Annotated in this window: 20 protein-coding genes, 4 pseudogenes and 1 riboswitch; of the genes and pseudogenes, 3 read left to right on the forward strand and 21 right to left on the reverse strand. The window is 67.2% G+C overall.

Translation table 11 applies throughout. From position 1 onward, the window contains the following. Positions 1-17: 17 nt before the first annotated feature. The 15 genes and pseudogenes from dprA to OUO20_RS08695 all read right to left on the reverse strand — a co-directional run bounded on the left by dprA (position 18) and on the right by OUO20_RS08695 (position 11,640). The gene (dprA, locus tag OUO20_RS08625; protein ID WP_018768276.1) at positions 18-1,205 is read right to left on the reverse strand and encodes a DNA-processing protein DprA; all 1,188 of its coding nucleotides are present in this window, start codon (positions 1,203-1,205) and stop codon (positions 18-20) included. Continuing rightward, positions 1,202-2,745, reverse strand: a pseudogene (locus tag OUO20_RS08630) (YifB family Mg chelatase-like AAA ATPase). Before OUO20_RS08630 ends, dprA begins: the two are co-directional and overlap by 4 nt. Then, positions 2,745-3,101 carry a YraN family protein gene (locus OUO20_RS08635; RefSeq protein ID WP_018768278.1) on the reverse strand — a complete coding sequence of 119 codons (357 nt, stop codon included), beginning with the start codon at positions 3,099-3,101 and terminating at the stop codon, positions 2,745-2,747. Before OUO20_RS08635 ends, OUO20_RS08630 begins: the two are co-directional and overlap by 1 nt. Before the next feature lie 108 nt (positions 3,102-3,209). Continuing rightward, positions 3,210-3,536: a DUF2469 domain-containing protein gene (locus tag OUO20_RS08640; protein WP_056335405.1), complete on the reverse strand. Its 327-nt coding sequence runs from the start codon at positions 3,534-3,536 to the stop codon at positions 3,210-3,212. 48 nt (positions 3,537-3,584) lie between these two features. After that, the gene (locus OUO20_RS08645) at positions 3,585-4,340 is read right to left on the reverse strand and encodes a ribonuclease HII (protein WP_056388162.1); all 756 of its coding nucleotides are present in this window, start codon (positions 4,338-4,340) and stop codon (positions 3,585-3,587) included. 50 nt (positions 4,341-4,390) lie between these two features. Further along, on the reverse strand, positions 4,391-5,221 hold the full coding sequence (gene lepB, locus OUO20_RS08650; RefSeq protein ID WP_056387858.1) for a signal peptidase I: 831 nt from the start codon (positions 5,219-5,221) through the stop codon (positions 4,391-4,393). Then, positions 5,222-5,899, reverse strand: a complete 678-nt coding sequence (gene lepB, locus OUO20_RS08655; RefSeq protein WP_018768282.1) for a signal peptidase I — start codon at positions 5,897-5,899, stop codon at positions 5,222-5,224. It abuts the gene before it with no gap. 88 nt (positions 5,900-5,987) lie between these two features. Then, positions 5,988-6,347, reverse strand: coding sequence for a 50S ribosomal protein L19 (rplS, locus tag OUO20_RS08660; RefSeq protein WP_018768283.1), 360 nt, complete (start codon positions 6,345-6,347; stop codon positions 5,988-5,990). A gap of 235 nt (positions 6,348-6,582) precedes the next feature. Further along, positions 6,583-7,395 (reverse strand): tRNA (guanosine(37)-N1)-methyltransferase TrmD, encoded by an 813-nt coding sequence (gene trmD, locus OUO20_RS08665; protein ID WP_018768284.1) that lies wholly within the window; start codon positions 7,393-7,395, stop codon positions 6,583-6,585. Further along, positions 7,396-7,941, reverse strand: a complete 546-nt coding sequence (gene rimM, locus OUO20_RS08670; RefSeq protein WP_208324221.1) for a ribosome maturation factor RimM — start codon at positions 7,939-7,941, stop codon at positions 7,396-7,398. 117 nt (positions 7,942-8,058) lie between these two features. Further along, positions 8,059-8,301, reverse strand: a complete 243-nt coding sequence (locus OUO20_RS08675; RefSeq protein ID WP_013601399.1) for an RNA-binding protein — start codon at positions 8,299-8,301, stop codon at positions 8,059-8,061. Between the two features lies 1 nt (position 8,302). Further along, complete coding sequence (rpsP, locus tag OUO20_RS08680; RefSeq protein ID WP_018768286.1) at positions 8,303-8,725, reverse strand: 30S ribosomal protein S16; 423 nt, start codon at positions 8,723-8,725, stop codon at positions 8,303-8,305. Between the two features lie 233 nt (positions 8,726-8,958). Beyond that, positions 8,959-9,414, reverse strand: coding sequence for a hypothetical protein (locus tag OUO20_RS08685; protein ID WP_056387866.1), 456 nt, complete (start codon positions 9,412-9,414; stop codon positions 8,959-8,961). Between the two features lie 168 nt (positions 9,415-9,582). Continuing rightward, on the reverse strand, positions 9,583-10,458 hold the full coding sequence (locus tag OUO20_RS08690; protein WP_134163883.1) for a VOC family protein: 876 nt from the start codon (positions 10,456-10,458) through the stop codon (positions 9,583-9,585). Between the two features lie 99 nt (positions 10,459-10,557). Continuing rightward, the gene (locus tag OUO20_RS08695) at positions 10,558-11,640 is read right to left on the reverse strand and encodes an amidohydrolase family protein (RefSeq protein ID WP_134163882.1); all 1,083 of its coding nucleotides are present in this window, start codon (positions 11,638-11,640) and stop codon (positions 10,558-10,560) included. A 79-nt stretch (positions 11,641-11,719) separates the two neighbouring features. Beyond that, a riboswitch (TPP riboswitch) is annotated at positions 11,720-11,827 on the forward strand. On the opposite strand from OUO20_RS08695, the gene thiC reads away from it, so the two are divergent. Continuing rightward, positions 11,823-13,664, forward strand: a complete 1,842-nt coding sequence (gene thiC / locus OUO20_RS08700) for a phosphomethylpyrimidine synthase ThiC (RefSeq protein WP_442781118.1) — start codon at positions 11,823-11,825, stop codon at positions 13,662-13,664. It overlaps the preceding riboswitch by 5 nt. Here the strand turns inward: thiC and OUO20_RS08705 are convergent. Both OUO20_RS08705 and ffh read right to left on the reverse strand, forming a co-directional pair. Beyond that, positions 13,661-14,394 (reverse strand): annotated as a pseudogene (locus tag OUO20_RS08705) (alpha/beta fold hydrolase). The gene thiC and the pseudogene OUO20_RS08705 overlap by 4 nt on opposite strands. Positions 14,395-14,495: 101 nt before the next feature. After that, positions 14,496-16,079, reverse strand: a complete 1,584-nt coding sequence (ffh, locus tag OUO20_RS08710) for a signal recognition particle protein (RefSeq protein ID WP_018768292.1) — start codon at positions 16,077-16,079, stop codon at positions 14,496-14,498. 84 nt (positions 16,080-16,163) lie between these two features. Here ffh and OUO20_RS08715 point away from each other — a divergent pair. Further along, positions 16,164-17,566, forward strand: a pseudogene (locus OUO20_RS08715) (glucose-6-phosphate dehydrogenase). A gap of 93 nt (positions 17,567-17,659) precedes the next feature. Here the strand turns inward: OUO20_RS08715 and OUO20_RS08720 are convergent. Both OUO20_RS08720 and OUO20_RS08725 read right to left on the reverse strand, forming a co-directional pair. Beyond that, positions 17,660-17,998 carry a P-II family nitrogen regulator gene (locus tag OUO20_RS08720; RefSeq protein WP_018768294.1) on the reverse strand — a complete coding sequence of 113 codons (339 nt, stop codon included), beginning with the start codon at positions 17,996-17,998 and terminating at the stop codon, positions 17,660-17,662. After that, positions 17,995-19,355, reverse strand: a pseudogene (locus tag OUO20_RS08725) (ammonium transporter). The gene OUO20_RS08720 and the pseudogene OUO20_RS08725 overlap by 4 nt, the downstream one beginning before the upstream one ends. A gap of 226 nt (positions 19,356-19,581) precedes the next feature. On the opposite strand from OUO20_RS08725, the gene OUO20_RS08730 reads away from it, so the two are divergent. Next, entirely contained in the window at positions 19,582-20,823 is a 1,242-nt protein-coding gene (locus tag OUO20_RS08730; protein WP_026265614.1) for an MFS transporter, read from the forward strand. Between the two features lie 66 nt (positions 20,824-20,889). Here the strand turns inward: OUO20_RS08730 and ftsY are convergent, their stop codons facing one another. Both ftsY and smc read right to left on the reverse strand, forming a co-directional pair. After that, positions 20,890-22,095: a signal recognition particle-docking protein FtsY gene (gene ftsY, locus OUO20_RS08735; RefSeq protein ID WP_223991946.1), complete on the reverse strand. Its 1,206-nt coding sequence runs from the start codon at positions 22,093-22,095 to the stop codon at positions 20,890-20,892. A 104-nt stretch (positions 22,096-22,199) separates the two neighbouring features. Further along, positions 22,200-25,823, reverse strand: coding sequence for a chromosome segregation protein SMC (smc, locus tag OUO20_RS08740; protein WP_268003245.1), 3,624 nt, complete (start codon positions 25,821-25,823; stop codon positions 22,200-22,202). Between the last annotated feature and the right edge of the window lie 185 nt (positions 25,824-26,008).

Here is a 26,008-nt window from a genome sequence, read left to right on the forward strand (position 1 = left end):
ACCGCCGGTGGACACGGTCATGCCTTGCCGCGTTTCCAGCCTCCCCGCTCCGATACGGCGAGTCCCAGCAGCCCCAGCCTCCCAAGTCCTGCCCTGACGGAGTCCTGGCCAAGCCCGGCCACGGCTGAGAGCTTTTCCACGGACGCAGTGGAGCGGAGCGGAAGCGCGTCCAGCAGGATCAGGTCCTCCAGGGTCAGCCCGTCCTGCACTGCAGCGTCTGCGGTGGGCTGATCGGGAAGGGCAGCTCCACTCGGTGAGGCGAGTTCGGCCACTTCAGCCGCGTCGGTGACGCAGACGGCTCCCCCGTCCCGGAGGAGTCGGTGGCAACCGGCGGAGTTGGCACTGTGGACGGATCCGGGTACGGCCCCGACGGCTCGGCCCAGGGTCTCTGCGTGATGGGCGGTATTAAGCGCCCCAGACCGCCAGCGCGCCTCCACCACCACTGTCACCGCGGAGAGGGCAGCAATGAGGCGGTTCCTCTGGAGGAAGCGGTAGCGGGTAGGGGCCGACCCCGGTGGTACCTCGGCCAGCACCGCACCCTGGTTTGCCACGGCCCGCAGCAGGTCGTCATTACCGGATGGATAGAAGCGGTCCACTCCCCCGGCCATGACGGCGATGGTGGGGACGGCGGAGGAACTGCCGGCGAGGGCGGCTCTGTGGGCATGAGCGTCGATACCGTAAGCTCCGCCGGAGACCACCGTGAAACCCCGCTGCGCCAGCGAGTAAGCGATGTCCCCTGTCACGGACGCACCATAGCTGGTGCTGTCCCGCGATCCCACGAGGGCGATGGATTTGTCCGCACCCGGCAACGGTTGTTCCTGCCCGCGCCACCAAAGGCAGATGGGCTCCTGGATTCCCAAGTCGGCAAGTTGGGCCGGCCACAGCTCATCACCGGGAATGATGAGGCGTCCGCCGAGCCGGGCCATAGTGGCCAGGTCGCGTTCGGGCGCAAGGTCGGGCAGCCGTGGCCGCCAACGCTTCAACGCGGCTGCCAGTCCGGCCCAACTGCCGGCAGCCCCGCTGTCAGCCAGCAGCGATGTCATCCCGCGCTCCAGGTCGGGCCCGGGTGCCACCTCACCGGCAGCGATGCGCAGCGCGTCCGTTGCCCCTGCCATCTGGACAAGGGCCAGGCCCGCGGTGTCCTGGGGCTCCATGAGCCGTGACAGGGCGGCCCGGGCCAGCCGTTCGGCATCCCTGGGTGTCATGCCGCGGCCGCCGAAGCCTGCCGCAGGCCCAGGGCCTGTCCGATGTCGTTCGGGTCCGGCGTATCGCGGTGCCCCAGGTCCGCCAGCGTCCACGCGAGCCGAAGGACACGGTCATACCCGCGGGCGGTAAGTACCCCCGCTCCAGGGACTGGTCAAGGATCCGGGTCGCGGCCGCGGGGAGACGCAGTTCACCGCGGAGGATGCGCCCCGGCACCTGGGAATTGGTCTCCAGGCCGAAGCACCGTAACCGTTCCGCCTGCCGGGCACGCGCGTCCAGGACCCGGCCTGCCACTGATGCAGTGCCCTCTTCCGCGCCCGCTTGGCCAAACTCGGCCAGGGATACGCGCTCCACCTGCAGTTGGATGTCCACCCGGTCCAGCAGGGGCCCGGACATCCTGGCCAGATAGCGGCGGCGCATCACGGGTGTGCAGGTGCAGTCCAGCCCCTTGCCCGATGCCTTGCCGCAGGGGCAGGGGTTGGCGGCGAGCACCAGCTGGAAACGGGCCGGATAGGCGGCTGTTCCGGCTGACCGGTGGATAACCAGCTCCCCGCTCTCCAGCGGCTGCCGCAGCGCGTCCAGGACACGCCGCTCGTACTCCGGTGCCTCATCCAGGAAAAGCACGCCCCGGTGGGCACGTGATGCTGCCCCCGGCCGGGGCAGGCCGGTCCCGCCGCCGATGATGGCGGCAGCGGTGGCTGAGTGGTGCGGGTTCTCGAACGGCGGCCGGCGCAGGAGCTGTACCGAGGATGCGGGCAGGCCGCACAGCGAGTGGATGGCCGTGACTTCCATGGACTCGTGGTCGCCAAGGTCCGGCAGGAGGCCCGGCAGCCGCTCCGCCAGCATGGTCTTGCCGGCTCCTGGCGGCCCGGTGAGGAGCAGATGATGGGCGCCCGCCGCCGCCACTTCCAGAGCCCTGCGGGCTTCGCCCTGCCCGGAGACGTCTGCCATGTCGGGACACGGGCCGGGAAGCGCCTGGCCGTCACCGGCGTCATCGGCCTCGTCCGGTTCGAAGTCCAGGGCAAGTTCCTGGGGGTCCGCCCCAAAGTCGAGGGCAAGCCGGGCAAGCGTGCGGTACCCGCGCACCTTGGCTCCGGGGACCAGGGAGGCCTCGGCGAGGTTGGCCTGGGCCACCACGATCTCCGGATACCCGGCCTGCACCGACGCCATGACCGCCGGCAGGATTCCCCGCACCGGCCGCAGCCTCCCGTCGAGCCCCAGCTCGGCGATAAAGACTGTGCGCCCCGTGGGCTTGATGTCGTTCGCTGCCCGGAGGACGGCCATGGTGACGGCGAGATCGAAGCCGGAGCCTCGTTTCGGCAGTGAGGCAGGAATGAGGTTTGCGGTGATCTTCCTTCGGCTGAGCGGGATCCCGGCGTTCTTCGCGGCTGAGCGGATGCGCTCCTTGGCTTCGTTGAGGGAAGCGTCCGGCAGCCCAAGAATGACGAAGGCCGGGAGCGTCTGGCCGATGTCAGCCTCGACTTCCACCATGTAGCCGTTGAGCCCGACGAGGGCGATGGAGTAGGTGCGCCCGAGGGACATTACCCCACCCCCTTGAGGTGTTCGACCACGGGTTCCCCGCCGCCGTCGTCCACGACGGCTATGACGTCCACGCGGCGCAGCGGCATCCGCAGTTCGCGGTCACGGCACCAGGCAGCAGCGAGGCGGTGCAGCCGGGCCAGCTTTTCCGGACCGACGGCTTCAAACGGATGGCCGTAGTCGAGCGAACGGCGGGTTTTGACTTCGGCGATCACCAGCGCATCGCCGTCGAGGGCGACGATATCAATCTCGCCCCCGGCGCACCGCCAGTTGCGCTCCACCACCAGCATGCCCAGCGCTTCAAGATAGCCCACGGCAAGGTCTTCGCCCCGCCGGCCCAACAGGTCTTTGGATTTCATGTGTACCTCCGCAACCAGCCTGGAGGCGAAGGGCCGCGGAAGACAGAAGGCCCCTGCCGTATGTGGACAGGGGCCGGTGTGGAGGGGAAGTCAGGGTCCCGCGGGACCCTAGTTGCCCAGGTCTACATCCTTGGGCAGGGCCAGTTCCTCGTTGCGGGGCAGTTCCTCCACGTTCACGTCCTTGAAGGTCAGGACCCTGACGCTTTTGACGAACCGTGCCGAGCGGTAGACATCCCATACCCAGGCGTCCTGGAGGGTCAGGTCGAAATAGACCTCACCATCGGCGCTGCGGGCCTGGAGGTCCACATGGTTGGCCAGGTAAAAGCGCCGTTCGGTCTCGACAACGTAGCTGAAGAGGCCGACCACGTCGCGGTATTCACGATAGAGCTGAAGCTCCATGTCGGTTTCATAGTTCTCAAGATCCTCAGCACTCATGCTTCCATCTTGCACCATGTCCGGCACGGGTGCCGCGGGTGGCGGGGGTCAGTCTTCGTACGGCTCGTCCCCGTCGGGCACCTCGGCGTCCTGCAGTTCCCCGCCAAGCAGCCGCCAGCTTACCCTGTGGTACGGTGTGGGCCCGGCGGCGCGTAGGACGTTCCGATGGGCTGCCGTGGCATATCCCTTGTTGATGTCCCAGCCGTAATCGGGATATTCGGTGTGCAGTTCCCGCATCATCCGGTCCCGTTCCACCTTGGCAATAACACTTGCGGCCGCGACGCTGAGGCACTGCATGTCCGCCTTGACCTTGGTATGGACCGGGGCTTCACACGCGGCCTCCAGCACGGGCTGGTCGAACAGGGACAGCTGGCCTGCCGGGGAAAGCCAGTTGTGGCTTCCATCAAGCAGCACAGCCTCCGGGATGATGCCGGCGCTGATGATGCTGTTCCACGCGCGGGTTCCCGCCAGCCGAAGGGCAGCGATGATGCCGAGTGAATCTATCTCGCCGGCGGAAGCGTGTCCCACCGCCGATGCGATACTCCACCGGCGCACCAGGGGATCCAGCCGTTCCCGTTCCGCAGGGCTCAGGAGTTTGCTGTCCCGCACGCCTGCAAGCGGCTTCTGGCGTTCCAGGTCAACGACGGCGATTCCCACGCTGACAGGACCGGCGAGGGCACCCCGGCCAACCTCATCCACCCCGGCAAGCAGGCGCACCCCCTGGGCCTTGAAGGTACGCTCGTGCCGCAGCGTGGGCGCCTTGGCTCCGCGTGCTGCCGGTTTTGAGCCGGAGCGCGCCTTCACTGCCGGGGTAGTCTGCACTGCTGGGGACGCCTGCACTGCTGAAGGCACGGTCAGTGGGCCGCCGGGACGCTGCGGAACACGTCCGGGTAGTTGTCCAGGGTCTTGATCCTGTTCAGCGGCCAGGCGATGACCGCGGCCTTGCCTTCGAGGTCCTTGAGATTGATGAATCCGCCGTCAGTCTCCATGTGCGCACGGGAATCGGCAGAGTGGTTCCGGTTGTCACCCATCACCCACACCTTGCCTTCCGGTACGGTGACGTCAAAGTTGCGGATCTGCGGGACTTCCGCGGGATTGATGTAGGTCTCGTCAATCGCGGTCCCGTTAATGGTCAGTTTACCGCCGGCGTCACAGCAGACAACGTGGTCGCCCGGGAGCCCGATGACACGCTTGACCAGGTGCTGTTCGGAGTTGTCGGGCAGGAGGCCGACGAACGTCAGGCCGTCCTGGACCCAGGTGAACGGTCCCTGTGCCTTGGCCGGGGCCGGCGGCAGCCAGCCCTTGGTGTCACGGAATACCACCACGTCGCCACGGCTGAGCGCGAAGGGCTCCGGCACCAGGAGGTTCACGAAGATCCGGTCATCCACGTCGAGGGTGTTCACCATGGATTCCGAGGGAATGAAGAATGCCCGGAACAGGAAGGTCTTGATAAGGAAGGACAGCACCACGGCGATGACCACCACCGTGGCGATTTCCCTGAGCCAGCCGAGCACGGGATTGCCGCCGGACTTGGCGGCCGCTGCCTTCGACGCCGTCCTGTGCCGCCGATGGACGGGGGCGGCGGTTTCCGGGGTGTCGCCGGGTACGGAGGGAACTGGAACGGTGGGCGTTTCTGATGCGCCGTCATGGCGCGGTTCAGGTTTCCGCGCGTGATTCTCGGGCATTTACCGTCCGTTCTGTGTTGTCGGCCCCGCTGCGGGCGGCCGTGCTACTGGAGCAAATCTATCAAGCGGCCAAAGGATCTGGACCGGCCGGCCAATCACCCTGTCCAGCGGAACCAGTCCGCCGCCGGGAGCACCGAGCAGGCTGCGGGAGTCAGCGGACACCGAGCGGTGGTCCCCCATCAGCCAAAGCCTGCCCTCCGGAACCGCGGTGCTGAACTTCTGCGTGCTCGGCGCGTCGCCGGAAAAAATGTAGGGCTCATCCATGGGTGTGCCGTTGACGGTGACCTTGCCGCCGGCGTCACAGCAGGCCACCGTGTCGCCGGGAAGGCCGATGACCCGTTTGACGTAGGTTGTGTCGCTGCCGGTCAGGCCGAGCCACTGCATGGCGGCAGCGGCTGCGTCCGGCAGCGGACCCTTGCCGCTGTTCAACGGTGCAAAGCTGCCACGGCCATCGAAGACGACAACGTCCCCGTGCCGGATGGGTTCGGACTGGAAGTCCGTGCGTGACACCAGGATCCGGTCCCCGCCCTGCAGGAGCGGCTCCATGGAATCCGAGGGGATGAAGTAGACGTCAAGCCACAGGGACCGGACCACTCCGCTGATTGCCACGGCGAGGAGCAGGGCCAGTAAAACAAAACGCCAGCCCATTTTGCGGGGCTGGCGTTTTGTCTGGTGCATGGTCCGTATCCTGGCGCTGGTGCATTGCTCCGGCGCATGCCGGGTACGGCCGCGCTCCAGCCTGGCCGTAAGTCCGGGCAGAACTTACTTACTTGGCGGAGCTGAAGTCGCGCTTTTCCTTGATCTTCGCGGCCTTGCCACGCAGTGCACGCATGTAGTACAGCTTGGCGCGGCGGACGTCACCCTTGGTGACAACCTCGATCTTTTCGATGATCGGGGAGTGCACCGGGAAGGTACGCTCCACGCCGACACCGAAGGAGACCTTGCGAACGGTGAAGGTTTCGCGCACGCCGTCGCCCTGGCGGCCCAGGACGAAGCCCTGGAAGACCTGGACACGGGTGTTCTTGCCTTCGATGATGTTCACGTGCACCTTGAGCGTGTCGCCGGCGCGGAACTCGGGAACATCGTTGCGCAGCGAGGCTGCATCGACGGAATCGAGAATATGCATGATTGCACTCCTGGTGAACGCCACAGGTCATTCACTTTGGGTCACGGCGGGCAAGTCCGGCTGCCGGAAGGCAGGCCGGGTCTCACCGCCGAAGTAAAATAGTCCGGCCGCTTCAAGGGTTGATGGGGCCGGTTGTCCGGCTGTTGGCCGCGCTACCCCCTGTGGCAGGTGCGGACCCAGCAGACACAAGGGTTAATTTTGCCACAGCGGCAGGGTTACGCCAATTCGCCCGGCACTAATCCTGCGGCGCGGCTGCCGCTTCCGGCCGGCGGACCAGCCTGCCATCCACGATGTCATACCCCAGGTTGTGCAATTCGGTGCGGTCGGCACGCGGGAGGCTGCCGGCGTCGAACCCTTCCAGGAGGTCCGGACGCCGCGCCGCTGTGCGGCGGTACTGCTCGTGGCGCCGCCATTGGGCGATCCTGCCGTGGTTGCCGCTCAGGAGCACCGGCGGCACCTCGCGGTCACGCCACATGGAAGGCTTGGTGTAGACCGGATATTCCAGGAGTCCGTCCGAGTGGGATTCCTCCACCAGGGATTCGGGATTGCCCACTACACCGGGCAGCAGGCGGCCAATGGCTTCCACCATGGCCAGGACGGCCACTTCCCCGCCGTTCAGCACATAGTCGCCCAGGCTGACAGGCCGGACCGTGAAGTGTTCCTGCGCCCATTCGATGACCCGTTCATCGATGCCCTCATACCGCCCGCACGCAAACGCCAGGTGCTGTTCCTCGGCCAGTTCATAGGCGAGGGCCTGGGTGAACCGCTCGCCGGCCGGGGATGGGACGATGAGGACCGGCTTGCGCTGCGGATCCGGCCGCTCCTCCGCCACGGCGGCGAGTGCCTGGGCCCAGGGTTCGGGCTTCATGACCATTCCGGCGCCGCCGCCGTACGGGGTGTCGTCGACAGTGCGGTGCTTGTCCGTGGTGAAGCTGCGCAGGTCATGGACGTGCAGGTCCAGGATGCCGTCGTGGCGGGCCTTGCCAATCAGCGAGAGTTCAAGCGGGGCGAGGTATTCAGGGAAGATGCTGACGACGTCGATGCGCATCTAGTCCCTGCTTTCCGGTTCCGGGGCAGCGGCTTCGTCGGTGTTGAGTTCGAAGAGTCCGTCCGGCGGGGTGAGGAGGATGAAGCCTTCCTCGATATTCACCTCAGGCACGATCTGTTCCACGAACGGGATGAGGATTTCCTTGCCGTCCGGGGTGGTGACCATGAGAAGGTCCTGCACGGGCATGGTGTTCAGCGCGGTCACCTTGCCCACAACCTGCGCCCCTACCCGGGCCTCCAGGCCGACAAGCTCGTGCTCGTACCAGCCCTCGTCATCATCCCCGTCCAGTTCTTCGGTTTCGATGAACAGCTTGGCGCCGCGGAGGGTTTCAGCCTGGTTGCGGTCCGCCACCTCCTCAAAACCGAGCAGCAGGATGTCCTTGTTCCAGCGCGCACTCCGCACGGTCAGCCGTCCTGCCGCGGCGTCCTCAACGACGAATTCCGTTCCCGGGACAAAGCGGTCCTCCGGAGCGTCCGTCAGCACCTGGACGGTGACTTCCCCGCGAATGCCGTGCGGCTTGCCGATCCGTGCCACCTGAAGCTGCATCTGTTCCTCTGTTCCGGGTTGTGGTGGTTCCGGTGGAAGCACCATGTTGGTCAAAGCACTCCGGCCCCTCCACCTGGCGGTGAAGGGGCCGGAGCAAAACTGAATGTTGCCGAGCGCTCAGCGGCGGCGGTCGGTATCGACGACGTCGACCCTCACCGGTTCGCCACCGGCCAGTGCTGCCACCACGGTGCGCAATGCGCGGGCGGTGCGGCCCTGGCGGCCAATCACCCGTCCAAGGTCGTCCTGGTGAACGCGCACCTCGAGGGTGTCCCCGCGGCGGTTGCTCTTCGAACTGACCTTGACGTCATCCGGGGAATCGACGATTCCGCGGACCAGGTGTTCCAGCGCTTCTGCCAGCAATCTACTCAGCCTCGGTGGTCTCAGCTTCGGCGTCGGCCGGGGCCTCGGCAGCGTCAGACTTGGATGCCTTCTTGGTGATGGCTTCCGGGATGATGACCGAGCCCTTCTCCGGGGCAACAAAGGCTTCCTTCGCGACCTTGGTCTTGAGGGTGCCTTCCTGGCCCGGCAGGCCCTTGAACTTCTGCCAGTCACCGGTGATCTTCAGGATCGCGGCGACCTGCTCGGACGGCTGGGCGCCGACGGAGAGCCAGTACTGCGCACGCTCGGAGTTGACCTCGATGAACGAGGGCTCTTCGGTGGGGTGGTACTTGCCGATCTCCTCGATGGCGCGGCCGTCACGCTTGGTGCGTGAGTCCGCAACGACGATGCGGTAGTACGGGGCGCGCATCTTGCCGAAGCGCTTAAGGCGAATCTTTACGGCCACTTTTGTGGTCACTCCTGTTTCAGAAAAGGGGTGAACCCGGCTTTCTGCACCCGTGGGGCGGGCCGTACTTGCGGGTTCGAAGGACAGGATCCGGACGCGGAGAGAGGGGCCACGCAGATCGAGTACCTGTTTATTGTGCCAGATGAACGGCGTTATTTCGACTTGGGCCACCGCGCCGGCGCCGCGGCCGGCCCTTGTGGAGGCGGAGGACGGCCGAAACCGGCATCACGGGGTCAGGCCGACCAGACGTACAGTCCCGTCCGCTCGGAATCGTCGATCGAGGCGGCCAACTCCGCCACCTGCTGAACGTAGCTCCGGGCCTGGCCGGCGTCGAACGGCATATCCTCCTGGCCGGCCCACTGTTCGGCGACGTCGTCAAGGACATTGCCTTCGCCTTCGGTTTCATAGGAGAGCAGGTCGGCCAGCGCACGGACCATGGCCGGCGGCACGGCAAGGAGCGAATCGCTGGCGACGTCCACCATGGTCAGCTCATAGTCGGCCCCGCCGGCGTGCACGGCAGTCCCGGCAAGATCGCCCAGCTGTTCGACTTCGAAGTCGCTGATGCCCTGGATCCGCACCGCCTGGCCCCCGGGCCCGCTGTCCGCCGCGGAGCCGCTTCCCTGGTCAAGGATGCCGGCGCGTTTCAGCGCGGCGTCATGGGTGGCGACGAAGATCTCGGTGAAGCCCATGGCGGGTGCCCTTCTTCCGTTGGCGGAGCTGCGTGCCGGGAGTTGCAGCCCGGCCGTACGGAATCAGCCTAGTTGCTGCGCGCCCGCCGGCAAACGCGCCGGGCCGGAGCCCGCGAGCCCCAACACTGGCCCGTCAGCACTGGCGCACGGCCCGTGCAGGAGCACCGGTCAGCGGACTGCCACCCGGAGCCGGTTGCGCCACGGGTCCTCGAACCGGAGCTCCGCGCCGGTGTGGTGGGCGGGCACCCCGGCGACCCTCAGGCGGTCAGCCAGCGCCCCGACGTCGTCACCCGAGGAAACCTCGATGAGCACCTCGCCCAACCCAAGGGTGTCCTTGCGGGGGCCGGCGCCGCGACTGTTCCAGACGTTCATGGCCATGTGGTGGTGGTAGCGGCCCGCGGAAACGAACAGGGCCTGCCCATGCCAGCCCGCCGTCTTCTCGAAGCCCAGGGTACCCACGTAGAAGTCCCTGGCGGTCTGGACGTCGCCAACCTGGAGGTGGACGTGCCCCACGCCTGCGGACGTCCGCCGCTGGCCTTCGAGGGATTCCTCAGTGAGGTGCTGCTCCAGGTAGCGCTGCGGCGGAAGCGCCAGGCTGTCCATCACCACGTCCGTCCCGTTCCAGGACCAGTTGCTGCGCGGCCGGTCCCAGTACAGCTCGATGCCGTTGCCCTCGGGGTCGGTGAAGTAGAAGGCCTCACTCACCAGGTGGTCGGCGCTGCCGGTGAAGGACCGGGGTTCGTACTGGGCTGCCGTGGCGATGGTGGCCGCCAGGGAAGCCTGGTCCTCGAACAATAGGGCGGTGTGGAACAGGCCGGCCTCTCCCCTGCCGGGAAGGTGCAGCCCGGGGGCCGGCGCCAGGTGGACCAGCGGCCTGCCGAGCCTGCCCAGGTAGAGCCCGCCGTCCTGCTCCGCCACCGCCTCCAGGCCCAGTGCGCGCTGGTAGTAGTCGGTCATGACCTTCATGTCGCCCACCTTGAGCATTACCGTGCCCATGGCGAGGTCGGCAGGAAGAAGATCCTGGCTGCTGGCTGCGTCGGTCATTTGAAGGCTCCTTGTGTTGGAGGCCGTCACTTCGGCGGCCTGTCACATATTAAAATTACTTGAAGCTTCAATTTATTCCAAGTAGCGGAACCAAATAACTCAACGGATGATGCGGCCGCCCAGCACCACGTGCTCCAGCGCCGTGATCGTGTCCGGGGTGGTCCGGGGGTCGTCCCGGCACACCACGACGTCGGCCCGCGCGCCTTCCTCCAGGTTGTCAGCGCCCAGCCACGCACGCGCTGCCCAGCAGGCGGCATCCAGGGCCGCATGCATGGGCAGGCCGGCCCCGTGCAGGGCGAGGATCTCATCTGCGATCCTGCCGTGCCGGATCACGCTGCCTGCGTCCGTGCCGGCAAAGATCCGGACGCCGGCGGCATGGGCCTCCGCCACCCGTTCCAGCCTGCGTTCCCACAGGGCACGCATGTGGGCGGCGTAGCGCGGAAACTTTGCGTCCGCCTGCTCCGCGATATCAGGAAAGGTGGCGATGTTGATGAGGGTGGGCACGATCGGTACGCCCTGCTCCACGAACCGGGGCAGGTGGCGCGGCAGCAGCCCCGTGGCGTGCTCAATGCAGTCAATGCCGGCGTCCAGCATTTGGTCCAGGGTGTCTTCGGCGAAGCAATGTGCCGTGACCCGGGCACCTTCATCATGGGCAGCCTGCACAGCGTCACGCACGACGGCGGCAGGAAAGGAGGGCGCAAGGTCGCCGGCGCTCCGGTCGATCCAGTCGCCCACCAGTTTGACCCAGCCGTCGCCGTCGCGCGCTTGCTTCCGCACGGCCTCCACGAGCCCGTCGGGTTCGACCTCCGCCGCGAAGCCGCGCAGGTAGCGGCGTGTGCGGGCCACATGCCGTCCTGCACGGATCAGTACCGGGAAGTCCCGGCCGCCCTGCATCCAGCGGGTATCGGCAGGTGAGCCGGCGTCGCGGACCAGCAGGGTTCCGGCGTTGAGGTCAGCCAGCGCCTGCTCCCGGGCAATGGCGGGTTCCACCGGGCCGTCGGGACCCAGGCCGATGTGGCAGTGGGCGTCGACGAACCCCGGCAGCACCCAGCCGTCGAGTTCCCGCGCCGGAGGGGCAGCGGGCCGGCTGAACGTGAGCTTGCCGTCCACCGACCAGAGTCCATGGCGTACCCGGTCCGGTGCGGCCAGGACGGGTCCGCGAAAGTAGATGATGTCTGCCATCGGGCTTCCTTTCGATGCCCGGTCAGGCTAGCACCCGCAAATGTGACACCGCCCTTCCGGGGGCCTGTGGTAGCTTCTTCTCTGACCACACGGGAGCCCTTGCAGGGGCTGAGATCGGGCTGACGCAGCCTGCGACCGTTGAACCTGTCCGGGTAATGCCGGCGAAGGAAGTGAGTATTCCCTTGAGTACGCAAAACACCCAGTTGAACCCTGCCCACCTGCCGTCCACCGGGGATTCCGGAGCCGGCTCCACGCCCCAGGTGAACCAGTCCCAGGTGACCCGGTCCCTGGCGTCGCATTCGCTGGCCTATATCGACGACGCCGGGTCCGGCATCCGGGTACCCGTCACGGAAATTGCCCTGGAGCCATCGCCCAACGGCCAGCCGAACGCACCGTTCCGGACCTACCGGACGGCGGGGCCGGGAAGCGACCCCGTCCGCGGCCTGGAGCCCTTCCGCGCGGAGTGGATCGTGGCGCGCGGAGACACCGAGGCCTACAGCGGCAGGGAACGCAACCTGCTCGACGACGGCCGCTCGGCCGTCCGCCGCGGCGCCGCCTCCGCGGAGTGGAAGGGCGCGCAGCCGGTGCCCCGCCGCGCCGTCGACGGCCGGACGGTGACCCAGATGCACTATGCCCGGCAGGGCGTCATCACGCAGGAGATGCGCTTCGTGGCGCTGCGCGAGAACTGCGATGTGGAACTGGTCCGGAGCGAACTGGCCGCCGGCCGCGCCATCATTCCGAACAACATCAACCATCCGGAGTCCGAGCCGATGATCATCGGCAAGGCCTTCCTGGTGAAGATCAACGCCAACATCGGAAACTCGGCCGTGACGAGTTCCATCGCGGAGGAGGTGGACAAGCTCCAGTGGGCCACGCAATGGGGCGCCGACACCGTTATGGACCTGTCCACCGGCGACGACATCCACACCACGCGGGAGTGGATCATCCGCAACTCCCCCGTCCCTATCGGCACCGTGCCGATCTACCAGGCCCTGGAGAAAGTCAACGGCGAGGCCAACGCGCTGACCTGGGAAATCTTCCGGGACACCGTCATTGAACAATGCGAGCAGGGCGTGGACTACATGACCATCCACGCCGGCGTGCTGCTTCGCTATGTCCCGCTGACCGCCAACCGGGTGACGGGCATTGTGTCCCGCGGCGGCTCCATCATGGCCGGCTGGTGCCTGGCCCACCACCAGGAGAACTTCCTCTACACGCACTTCGATGAGCTGTGCGGGATCTTCGCGAAGTACGACGTTGCCTTCTCCCTGGGCGACGGTTTGCGCCCCGGTTCGACGGCGGACGCCAACGACGCCGCCCAGTTCGCGGAACTGGACACGCTCGCCGAGCTCACCCAGCGCGCGTGGGAGTACGACGTTCAGGTCATGGTGGAGGGGCCCGGCCACGTTCCCTTCCACCTGGTCCGGGAAAACGTCGAGCGGCAGCAGGAACTCTGCAAGGGGGCCCCGTTTTACACCCTGGGCCCGCTGGTGACAGATGTTGCTCCGGGCTATGACCACATCACCTCAGCGATTGGTGCCACCGAGATTGCCCGTTACGGCACCGCGATGCTGTGCTACGTCACCCCGAAGGAACACCTGGGCCTGCCCAACAAGGACGACGTGAAGACCGGCGTGATCACCTACAAGATCGCCGCGCACGCGGCGGACCTGGCCAAGGGGCACCCGGGGGCGCATGAACGGGACGACGCCTTGTCCAAGGCGCGGTTCGAATTCCGCTGGCGGGACCAGTTCGCACTGTCCCTGGACCCGGTGACGGCTGAGGCGTTCCACGACGAGACGCTGCCGGCTGAGCCTGCCAAGACGGCGCACTTCTGTTCGATGTGCGGGCCCAAGTTTTGCTCCATGCGGATCAGCCAGGACATCCGCGACGAATTTGGTTCCGCGGAGGCGCAGGCGGCACTGGCCGATGCTGCGGCCGGGATGCGCGGGAAGAGCGAGGAATTCCTTGCCGCCGGCGGCAAGGTCTACCTGCCGGAACTGCGGGTGCCTGCTGACAGCTAGGACGCGCGGGCCGGCTGGCTCCGGCTGACCTGGCTGATGAACTGCCGGATGGCCCGGTCCCCGTCCGGGGAGTCATGGGGCCGGTGTCCTCCCGCGGCAACGCGGTGCAGGGCACCGGTCTCCCGGAGGTACCCGGCGATTTCCTCGTAGAGCGGTTCCCACCCACCGGTCAGCACCAGCGTGGGCACCCCGGGAACAATGTGCAGCGGCGCCTCCCATGACGGGGCCTGGAGCCGCAGCCTGCGGGCGGACCTTTTTCTTCCGTGGTGGCGGGCTGCTGGAGGTCGGTGGCGAAGACCCGCCGGACGAATTCGCGCTGGAAGTCTTCGTCGCTGAGCTGGTGGCGCACGTCGAAGAGGGGCTGCATGAGGCTGATGTGGGCGGCAGTGGCCGGGAGTTCCGCTGTCAGGGAGAGGCAGGCCGGTTCCACCAGCGTCAATGAGAAGACCAGGTCCGGACGTTCGACGGCGGCCATCATGGCCGCGATCGCCCCCTGGGAGTGCGCCACCACATGCCCGCCGGCGGCGCCGCGGCCGTCATCGGCAAGGGAGCGCAGGATGATGGCGGTGTCCTCCGCGAAGGACGACTCCAGTGGCTCCGCGAGGACGTCAAAGCCATGGCGGCGGAGGAACAGGGCGTCATAGGACAGTGCCATGCCGTGCTGGCGCGGCCACGCGGCGGCACCGAAGGTTCCGGCGCCGTGCACGAACACTACCCTCTGCTTGAACATGTCCCAACCCTATTCCACGGCACTGACATCCCAAGCAAGCAGCGCCAGGTGTCGTTCTGAGAGGTCAAAACGACACCCGGCGCTGCGTTGCCGGGGAACTGCTACTTGCCCAGGAACTTGTCGAAGCCCTTGGGGAGGTTCAGCTGGGACGGGTCGAAGTCCCCGCCCTGCTGGCCGAAGGCGGCGCCCGTAGGCAGCGCCTTGGCGGCGTTGGCACGGCGGGCTTCCGCTTCCTTGCGCTCCTGGGCAGCCTTGGCCGGGTTGCCGGACTTTGCCTTCTTCTTGGGCGCGTTCTTGGCGTTCTTCCGGGCACCGCCGCCGGCGCCGGGCAGGCCAGGCATCCCCGGCATTCCCGGCATGCCGCCCTGGGCCATCTTCTTCATCATCTTCTGGGCCTGGGCGAAGCGCTCCAGCAGGCCGTTGACCTCGGAGACGTGGACGCCGGAACCACGGGCGATGCGTGCCCGCCGTGAACCGTTGATGATCTTCGGCGCCAGCCGCTCGTGCGGTGTCATGGAGCGGACGATTGCCTCGACGCGGTCGATCTCGCGCTCGTCGAACTGCTCCAGCTGCTGCCGGATGTTCTGTGCACCCGGCATCATCATGAGCATCTTCTTCATGGAGCCCATGTTGCGGATCTGCTGCATCTGGGCCAGGAAGTCCTCGAGGGTGAAGTCTTCCTGGTCGGCGAACTTCTTCGCCATCCGGGCGGCCTCATCCTTGTCCCAGGCCTTTTCGGCCTGTTCGATGAGGGTGAGGATGTCGCCCATATCCAGGATGCGCGAGGCCATCCGGTCCGGGTGGAAGAGTTCGAAATCGTCCAGGCCTTCGCCGGTGGAGGCGAACATGACCGGCTTGCCGGTGACCGACGCGACTGAAAGAGCGGCACCGCCTCGGGCGTCGCCGTCGAGCTTGGACAGCACGATGCCCGTGAAGTTCACGCCTTCGTCGAAGGCGAGGGCCGTGTTCACGGCGTCCTGGCCGATCATGGAGTCGATCACGAACAGGACTTCGTTGGGCACGATGGCACGGCGGATCTGGCGCGCCTGTTCCATCATGTCGGCGTCCACGCCCAAGCGGCCGGCCGTGTCAACGATGACGACGTCGTGCAGCTTCTGGCGTGCTTCCTCGACGCCGGCGCGGGCGACGGCGACGGGGTCGCCGGCGGGCTGGTCCAGCTCGGTGGAGGTGGCACCCGGGTGCGGGGCGAAGACGGGGACCTTTGCCCGCTGGCCCACCACCTGGAGCTGGGTGACGGCGTTAGGGCGCTGCAGGTCGCAGGCCACCAGCATGGGGCTGTGCCCCTGGGCCTTCAGCCACTTGGACAGCTTGCCCGCAAGGGTGGTCTTGCCGGCACCCTGGAGGCCGGCGAGCATGATGACGGTGGGGCCGTTCTTGGCCAGCCGGATCCGCCGGGTTTCGCCGCCCAGGATCTCGACGAGTTCCTCATTGACGATCTTGACGATCTGCTGGCCGGGGTTCAGTGCCGCAGAGACCTCGGCACCCAGGGCGCGTTCACGGACCCGGCCAGTGAACTCACGCACAACGGGAACGGCAACATCGGCGTCCAGAAGCGCGCGGCGGATCTCCCGGACGGTGGCATCGACGTCGGCCTCGGTGAGCCTGCCTTTACCGCGGAGATTCTTGAAGGTTGCTGTCAACCGGTCAGAGAGTGAATTGAACACGCGACGTGCACTTCTTTCAGTGGATGATCGGGACTCGACTATCTAGGGTATCAAGTCAGGCCCGGTAGGTGGCATGCTGGCAAAATGACGAGCCAAACGACTGTGAAGACCCTGCTCATCCTCGGCGCCTCGGGCGACCTCACCGGCCGGCTCCTCCTGCCCGGCCTGGCGCGGCTCGTTGCCGCAGGCCGCGCGGAGGGCCTCACCCTGGTGGGGGCAGGCTCGGATCCGTGGACGCCGGAACAATGGCGGGAGCGGGTCCAGGCATCGTTCGCTGCTGCAGCCGGCGCGGCAGACAGTTCCGGAAAGGACGCCCTCGAGCTGCTGCAGAAGGAGACGGCGTACCACCAGGTGGACGTCACGGCCAAGGGTGCCCTGGCCGCCCTGCTCGCGGGGCTGGAAGGCCCGGTGGCCGTTTACTTTGCGTTGCCGCCCCGGATCAGCCAGCAGGCATGCGAGACGCTCCAGCCGGAAGAGGTTCCGGAAGGCACCCGCCTGGTAATGGAGAAGCCCTTCGGCTTCAGCGAGGAATCGGCCCGGTCGCTGAACCGGACCCTGGCACGGCTGGTCCCCGAAGACCATATCCACCGGGTTGACCATTTCCTGGGCAAGGCCACCGTCCTGAACATCCTGGGCCTTCGGTTCGCCAACAACTTCCTTGAGCCGGTATGGAACAGGCAGCACGTGGAAAAGGTGGAGATCTTTTTCGATGAGGACCTGGCCCTGGAAGGCCGAGCGCGCTACTACGACGGCGCCGGCGCCCTCCGGGATATGATCCAGAGCCACCTCCTGCAGGTCATGGCGATCATGGCCATCGAACCTCCGGCCACCATCGGCGAGCGCGACCTCCGCGACGCCGTCTCCACCGTCCTGCGGGCCAGCAGCGTCAGTGCCCCCTTCACTGGCTCAACGCGCAGGGCCCGCTACACCGCCGGTTCCGTGGCAGGCAAGGACGTCCCGGACTACGCCAAGGAGGAAGGCGTGGATCCCGGAAAGGGAACCGAAACCCTTGCCGAAATCCAGGTGGGCATCGACAACTGGCGCTGGCGGGGGTTCCCTTCATCCTGCGTTCCGGCAAGGCCCTGGGCGACAAGCGCAAGGAAGCGGTGGTCACCTTCCTTCCGGTGCCACACCTGCCCCAGGGCTTTACCGGGGTGGACTCCCCCAACCAGCTCCGGATCGGTTTCGGCCCGGACACACTGGAGTTCGACGTCGACGTCAACGGTCCGGGAAACATCTTCAGCCTGGGCCGGGTCACCCTGGAAGCCGAACTGAGCGCCTCCGATCTCCTGCCCTACGGCGAAGTGCTGGAAGGCGTGCTGACCGGCGATCCGTTGCTGTCCGTCCGGGGAGACACTGCAGAGGACTGCTGGCGGATTGTTGAGCCGGTCCTCAAGGCGTGGGAGCGCGGGGACGTCCCGCTTGAAGAGTACGACGCCGGTTCGGCCGGCCCGGCATCCTGGCCCACCAACCGCTCAAAGGACTGAGCAGTCCGCGGCAGCACCGGCAGCGTTAACAAGAGGCAGGGCGGGAACCTTTCGGTTCCCGCCCTGCCTGTCTTTATGGTTCCGTGCCGGTGCCTAGATGGCGGCCACTCCGCGTTCCCCGGTCCGGACCCTAACTGCTTCATGGACATCGATGGTCCAGACCTTGCCGTCCCCGGCCCTGCCGGTATTGGAACTGGCAATGATCACATCCAGGATGTCGTCTGCCTGCTCGTCCGTGGCCAGGACTTCCACCCGGATCTTGGGCAGGAGGTCCACGTTGTATTCGGCTCCGCGGTAGACCTCGGTGTAGCCGCGCTGCCGGCCGTATCCGCTGGCTGCGCTGACGGTCAGGCCCTGAACACCATAGGATTCCAGTCCCTCCCTGATGGCTTCGAGCTTTTCCGGCCGGACGATTGCAGTAATCAGTTTCATGCCCCCACGCTTTCCTTACCTGTTGCTGACTGTGACTTCTGCGTGCCCGGCGTCCCCTGGACTGGCGCGTGGGACTCGCCCTGGCCCTTGCCGGTGATCATGTCGTGCAGCGGCTGGAAGCTTCCGCCGTGTCCGCTCAGTCCGAACTCGTAGGCAGTCTCGGCGTGCAGGCTGAGGTCCACACCCACCGTTTCCTGTTCCTGCGAGACCCGGAAGCCCATGGTCTTGTGGATGGCCAGCGCAATGATGGCCGTCAGGACTGCGGAGTAGGCGATGGCGACGCCGGCTGCCGCGAGCTGCGCCCAGAGCTGGGTCAGTCCGCCGCCGTAGAAGAGGCCGCCGCCAACACCGTCGGTGGGCAGTGCGATGAAGCCGAGCGCCACGGTGCCGATGATGCCGGACACCAGGTGCACGCCGACGACGTCCAGCGAGTCATCGAAGCCCCAGCGGAACTTCAGGCCGACTGCCAGGGCGGAGGCTACGCCGGCCACGACGCCCAGGCCGAGTGCACCGACGGGGCTGACGTTGGCGCAGGCCGGGGTGATGGCGACGAGGCCGGCCACCACGCCGGATGCGGCGCCGAGGGAAGTGGGGTGTCCGTCGCGGATCCGTTCGGTGACCAGCCAGCCGAGCATGGCTGCTGCCGGGGCTGCGAGGGTGTTGATCCAGATCAGACCCCCTGTTCGGCAGTGGTGGCTGCACCGCCGTTGAAACCGAACCAGCCGAACCACAGGATGGCTGCGCCGAGCATGACGAACGGGATGTTGTGCGGGCGGTGGTTGGGGTCCTTGCCGAAGCCCTTGCGGTTGCCGATGATGAGGACGAGGATGAGCGCCGCCACACCTGCGTTGATGTGGACCACGGTGCCGCCGGCGAAGTCGATGGCGGGGCCGAGGGCCTTGCCGATGGCGCCTTCGGGGCCGAAGAGTCCGCCGCCCCACACCATGTACGCCAGCGGGCAGTAGACGAGCGTGACCCACACGGGAACGAAGACGGACCAGGCGCCGAACTTGGCGCGGTCGGCGATGGCGCCGCTGATCAGTGCCACGGTGATGATGGCGAAGGTGGCGGCGTAGCCAACCTTGATCAGACCGTCAGGGGTGGTGATGCCCTCAAGGCCGAATGTGGCGAACGGGTTGCCCACGATCTCCAGGAAGCCTTCACCGGAGCTCATGGACGCGCCCCACAGCACCCAGACAACACCCACCATGCCGATGGAGATGAAGCTCATCATCATCATGTTCAGTGCTGCCTTGGCGCGGGTCATGCCGCCGTAGAAAAATGCCAGACCGGGTGTCATGAACAGCACAAGGGCTGCCGCCACCATGACCCAAACGTGACCTGCGGTAAGTTCCATGGTGCACGTCCTCTCTCATCGAATCTTGCGGAGTACTCCGCCTGCCAACGCCTTTTTGCGTCCTGTAATGAGTTTGTGGGCGGCGTGTTTCGCCCGCGGAGGATTTAGATTGCGGGCCTGTTACAACAACCTCTAGGAAGTAAATGGTGCATATCCGCCTTGTTACGGTTATGTTTCCGCACCCGCGCAGCCACCCGGCTCCCTTTCCTGCAAGGACTCCTTCACAATGACGGCAACACCCCGCGAAAGCGGCGCCACTTCGAGGTTTTTGGCCCGGCTAAGGCCTCGGCGGGAGAAACTTCCCCGCGACATTAAGGTGATGCTGGCCGCGGCGTTCCTGATTGCGCTTGGATTCGGGCTCGTTGCGCCTGTATTGCCGCAGTTCGCAACAACCTTCGGCGTAGGGAACACCGAGGCAGCCGTCATCGTGGCGATCTTTGCCTTCATGCGCCTTGCCTTTGCACCCGCCGGCGGAGCACTGATCGGCAAGCGCGGTGAACGGCCCGTCTATGTCGCTGGGCTGTTGATCGTGGCCTTGTCCACGGCGGCCTGCGCCTTTGCGCAGGACTATTGGCAGTTGCTGCTGTTCCGCGGCCTTGGCGGAGCCGGGTCCGTGATGTTCACGGTGGCATCGATGGCCCTGGTGGTCCGCCTGGCCCCACCCCAGAGCAGGGGCAGGGTCTCAGGTGCCTATGCGTCCGCTTTCCTGATCGGGAATGTGTGCGGGCCGATTGTGGGCGGTCTGCTGGCGGGGCTGGGCCTGCGGGTCCCGTTCCTTGCCTACGCCGGGGCCCTGCTCGTTGCCGCGTTTGTGGTGCAGACCCAGCTCAGCCACCAGCGCCGGGGCGGCGGTGAAACCCAGCACCGTCCGCCGGACATGCGCTTTGGCGAAGCCGTGGCTGCCGGAACCTACCGGTCGGCCCTGCTGTCCAGCTTTGCCAACGGGTGGGCCACGTTTGGCGTCCGCATGGCAACGGTGCCGCTGTTCGCCGCGGCAGCCTTCGGGGCAGGACCGCAGGCGGCCGGACTGGCGCTGGCAGTCTTCGCTGCCGGGAACGCCGCCGCGCTGACCTTCTCGGGGCGGCTGGCGGACTCCCTGGGGCGCAAGCCGATGATGATCTCCGGCCTGCTGGTGGCAGCCTTCGCGACTGCGGCGATCGGCTTGACCTCCGACCTGCCCTGGTTCCTTGCCGCATCGACGCTTGCCGGCGTCGGGTCCGGCCTTTTCGGCCCGGCGCAGCAGGCCGCCGTCGCCGATGTCATTGGGAACGCACGCTCCGGCGGCAAGGTCCTGGCCGTCTACCAAATGACGTCCGACGTCGGAGCGATCGTCGGACCGGTGGCGGCCGGGCTGCTCGCGGACCGGCTGGGTTTCGGCTGGGCTTTCGGCGTGACCGGCGGCGTCATGCTCCTGGCCGCCGTCGGTTGGCTGCCCACCCGCGAAACACTCCGGGTTAAACCCAACTAGCCCGCAGTTGTTGTCGTTTTGAGGGCTCAAAACGACAACTAATGCGAGCTGGTTGGGCTGGCTTAGCTAGTTCAGCAGGGCGTCGACAAAGCCTTCGGTGTCGAACGGGGCCAGGTCGTCGGCGCCTTCGCCGAGTCCGATGAGTTTGACGGGCACGCCGAGCGCCTTCTGGATGGCGACGACGATGCCGCCCTTCGCGGTTCCGTCCAGTTTGGTCAGGACGATGCCGGTGATGTTGACAACCTCCGAAAAGACCCGCGCCTGGTTCAGGCCGTTCTGGCCGGTGGTGGCATCCAGAACCAGCAGGACCTCGTCCACCTCGGCCAGCTTCTCCACCACGCGCTTGACCTTGCCCAGTTCGTCCATCAGGCCCACCTTGTTCTGGAGGCGGCCGGCGGTGTCGATCATGACAACGTCCACTTCCTGCTCAATGCCTGCCTTCACGGCCTCGTAGGCAACGGAGGCGGGATCGGCGCCGTCGATGTCCGACTTCACGGTGGGGACGCCGACGCGCTGCCCCCACGTGGCCAGCTGTTCCGCCGCGGCGGCGCGGAACGTGTCCGCGGCACCCAGCAGGACGTCCTTGTCCTCTGCCACCAGCACGCGCGCCAGCTTGCCGACGGTGGTGGTCTTGCCGACGCCGTTCACGCCCACCACCATCATCACGGCAGGCCTGTCCGCATGGCGCTGGACGTTCAGGCTGCGGTCCATGGAGGGGTCAACAAGCTTGATGAGCTCTTCGCGGAGCATGGCCTTGACGTGTTCGGGGGTCCGGGTGCCCAGCACCTTGACCCGCTCCCGCAGGGCATCCACCAGCTGCATGGTGGGTTCGGTTCCCAGGTCCGCGAGGAGGAGTGTCTCCTCCACCTCGTCCCAGACGCTCTCATCGATCCGGTCGCTGGACAGCAGCGCCAGCAGGCCCTTGCCCATGATGTTGTTGGAGCGGACCAGCCGCTCACGGAGGCGGGTGAGGCGGCCCGCGACAGGCAGCGGTGTTTCGACGGGAATGGTTTCCAGCCCGGCAGCGTCGTCCGGAACCGTAGTGGTGTCAAGCCCTTCGAGGTCCACGCCCGCGGGCGCCGTGCGTTCGATTGGTCCGGCGCTGTCCGCTACGGCGGTGCTGCCGCCGGAGCGGACCTCAGGATCGTTGGCATCCCGCGTGCCGGGGTACCGGGTGATGTTCCTCCGCGTCTTGAGCAGGACCGGAATCAGGCCGCCGATGACCACCAGCGCAACAAGAATGGACAGGACAATGGGAAGGATGTCATTCACTCCCCTAGCTTCTCACAAACGGCCTGCCCGGTTCGGGCGCGCAGCCCGCCCCTGACCTGCCCCAATGCGGCGCCCCCGCGGCCGCCGGACGCCGGCGGGTCCTGCTACACCTCGGAAACGAGCCGCTGGCTGATCACCGTGGAAACGCCGTCGCCCCTCATGGTGACGCCGTACAGTGCGTCCGCCACCTCCATGGTCCGCTTCTGGTGGGTGATGACGATGAGCTGGCTGGACTCCCGAAGTTCCTCGAAGATGGTGATCAACCGGCCGAGGTTGGTGTCGTCCAGCGCCGCCTCCACCTCGTCCATGACGTAGAACGGCGAGGGCCGCGCCTTGAAGATGGCCACCAGCAGCGCCACCGCGGTAAGGGACCGCTCGCCTCCGGAGAGCAGGGACAACCGTTTAATTTTCTTGCCCGCAGGACGGGCCTCCACCTCGATGCCTGTGCTGAGCATGTCCCCCGGGTCCGTGAGGACCAGGCGGCCCTCGCCGCCGGGAAAGAGCCGCTCAAAAACCCGGACAAACTGGACCTGGGTGTCCTCGAACGCCTCGGCGAAGACGCGCTGGACCCGGTCGTCCACTTCCTTGATGATGTCCAGCAGGTCCCGGCGGCTGGCCTTCAGGTCCTCAAGCTGGGTGCTGAGGAACTGGTGCCGCTCCTCCAGTGCCGCGAATTCCTCCAGGGCCAGGGGGTTGACCTTGCCCAGGCTGGCGAGGTCGCGTTCAGCTTTGCGCAGCCGTTTCTCCTGCTCCTGCCGGACGTACGGCTTCCCTTCCCGGATTTCTTCCCCGCCGGCGTCAACGGGAGCCCGCAGCGCGGCCCACTTGTCGCCGGTCTCCTCCGCAGGCACGGGAACCGGGACGTGCGGCCCGAACTCTGCCACCAGCGCTTCGGGGGTGATGCCCAACTCGTCCACGGACCGGGATTCCACCGCCTCGATCCTGGCCCGCTGCTGCGCACGGGCCAGCTCATCCCGGTGCACGTTGTCGGTGAGGTCGGCCAGTTCGCGGGCCAGGGCGTCGTTGGCTTCCCGGATGTCCCGAAGCCCACGGTCACGCTGTTCGCGGTTTTCCTCGGCCAGGTCCCGTTCGTGCCGGGCGAGGTCCACCGATACGTCCACGTAACGCAGTGCCAGTTCCGCCGCGGCGGAAACGGCGGCCGCACGCCTGGCCTGGATGCGGCGGCGCCGGGCACGCTGGGCTGCTTCCTCCCGGGCACGGCGTTCGGTGGCGGCGGCGCGCTCCAGGGACGCCACCCTGTTGCGGGTTGCCGCCAGCTGCTCTTCGGCGCTGCGCAGGGATAACCGCGCCTCCACTTCCGCTGCACGGGCGGCGGATGCGGCACGGGCCAACGCGTCCCGCTGTTCGGTGGAGGGCTCCTCTTCAACCGGAGCCTCCTGGGCGGCGGCCAGCCGGGCCGTGATGGCAGCGAGCGCCTCCTCCTCCGCGGCAACGTTCTCCGCAGCGCGTGCCAGGGAGGCCGCCAGGCGGTCGCTCTCACCGACGGCGCTGCGCAGGACCGAATTCAGGTGGCCCAGGCGTTCGGCCACGGCGGCCAGGCGGGCATCGGATTCGTGCAGTTTGTCCAGGGCAGCGTCCGCCTCCTCCTGCGCTCCGGCGCGGCGCGCCTCGGCGGCGGCCAGGGCGAACCTGTTCCGCTCCAGGTCTGCCGTGACCGCCGAAAGGCCACGGTCGGCGTCGTCCACCGCCGCCTGCACCTCAAGGAGGGAGGGCGCCTTGGCAGAACCGCCGGCAACGGATACGGCGGTGAACACGTCCCCCTCGCGGGTGACCGCCGTGAGTCCGGGCAGCCCGGCCACCAGCGCAGCCGCGGCGTCGATGCCTGTGACGACGGCGGTTCCGGACAGCAGGTGCCGGACCAGCGGGATGTGCTCCGCAGGTCCGTCCACCAGGTCGGCGGCCCATTGCGCACCATCGGGCAGCGGCACTGCTTTGGGGGCGGCCGCTCCTCCCGGCGTGGACTCCGTGGCGGGGTCACCCAGGTGGCCTGCCACCGCTGATGCGAGGAGCAGCGACGCCCGCCCGGCGTCGTCGTCCTTGAGCACCTTCAGGACGGCGGCCGCCGTGTCCTGATCCTGGACGAGGACTGCCTCGGAGGCCTCTCCCAGCGCGGCAGCGACCGCCGCCTCGTAACCACCCTGCACGCTGATCCCGGCCGCCAGGCTGCCCAGCACCCCGGACAGCCCTGACTCCAGTACGTGCCTGGCACCGTCCTTGCGGTCCAGGCCGAGCTTAAGAGCGTCGAGCCGGGCGGCAAGGGCGTCCCGCTTGCGGACGCCTTCGTTGACGGCGGCCTTGAGCCGGGCAATCTCCTGAAGGACCGCATCAAGTGCTTCACTGGCGGCCTCGTAATCGGCGTCGAGGGATTCCTCCCCTTCCTCCACGCCGGCCACCTGGTTTTCCAAGGCCGTGAACTCGGCCTGGGCGCGCGCCCGCCGTTCCGTGCCGGCGGCAAGGGACTCCCGCAGCCGGCCCAGTTCTGCCTGCGCGGATTCCACCCGGGACCGGGCCGCCGCCACTTGTCCGGCCAGGCGGGCCAGGCCTTCCCGCCGGTCCGCCGCGGCCCGGAGCTGGGCCGTGAGCCGCCGGTCCTCGGCCACGGCTGCCTGCTCTGCCTCGGCCTTCGCGGCGCTGGCCGTGTCCGGGGTGGTGCGCCTGGCGTGGATGTCCTGTTCGAGCTCGGCCAGCTCCTGCCGCACCCTGGCGGCTTGGCGTTCGAGCTGTTCGGGGTCCCGGGCGGATGCCGGTGCGGCATCGTCGGAGCCGAGCAGGCGGCTGCGCTCGGTGGCCAGCGAACCGAGCGACCGGAGGCGCTCCCGTGCAGTGGACAGCTGGTACCAGGTGTCCCGCGCGGCGTTGAGCCGGGGTGTGGCTTCGGCCGCCAGCTGCTCCAGCGCCGCCTGCTGCCGGCGCCCGGCTTCGAGTTCATGTTCGACGGCGGTCCGGCGGGCTTTGAGCGCTGCCTCGTCCGCCACGTCCTGCTGCAGCGCCTGCTGCAGCTGGACGAGGTCATCGGCGAGCAGCCGGGCACGGGCGTCCCGGACGTCGAACTGGACGCGCTGGGCGCGGCGGGCCACTTCGGCCTGTTTGCCAAGGGGCGTCAGCTGGCGGCGGATCTCCCCGGTGAGGTCTGTGAGGCGCTGCAGGTTGGCCTGCATCGCCTCCAGCTTCCGGACGGTCCGTTCCTTGCGCCGGCGGTGTTTGAGGATCCCCGCCGCCTCCTCGATGAAGCCGCGGCGGTCCTCGGGGGTGGCGTGCAGGACGCGGTCCAGCTGCCCCTGGCCCACGATGACGTGCATCTCCCGGCCCAGCCCGGAGTCGGAGAGCAGCTCCTGGATGTCCAGCAAACGGCAGGCGGCACCGTTAATGGCGTATTCGGAGCCGCCTGTCCGGAAAAGCGTCCGTGAGATGGTGACTTCGCTGTATTCGATGGGGAGCGCGCCGTCGGCGTTGTCGATGGTCAGCGAAACGTGGGCGCGTCCCAGGGGCGGCCGCCCGGACGTCCCGGCAAAAATGACATCCTCCATCTTGCCGCCGCGGAGAGTCTTGGCCCCCTGCTCCCCCATGACCCAGGCCAGGGCGTCCACCACGTTGGACTTGCCGGATCCGTTGGGACCCACGACGGCGGTGACGCCGGGTTCGAAGTCGAAGGTGGTGGCAGAGGCAAAGGACTTGAACCCCCGGACGGTGAGGCTTTTGAGGTGCAAGGCTTTTCAGGTCTCCTGGAGCGGATAGGACAGTTTTGCTGGAACCGGCTCACTACAATCTACTGCGCAGGACCGACAATTCCCGGCAGCAGCACCCGGAAGCCGGGGCCGGCGCCACGGCCGGATATGCCGGTTCCGGCCCGGCAAAGGCATAGTTAAGCTCTTGAGCCTGCGTTTATGTGGGT

It is taken from the genome of Arthrobacter sp. FX8, assembly GCF_026723805.1.
GTDB lineage: Bacteria > Actinomycetota > Actinomycetes > Actinomycetales > Micrococcaceae > Arthrobacter.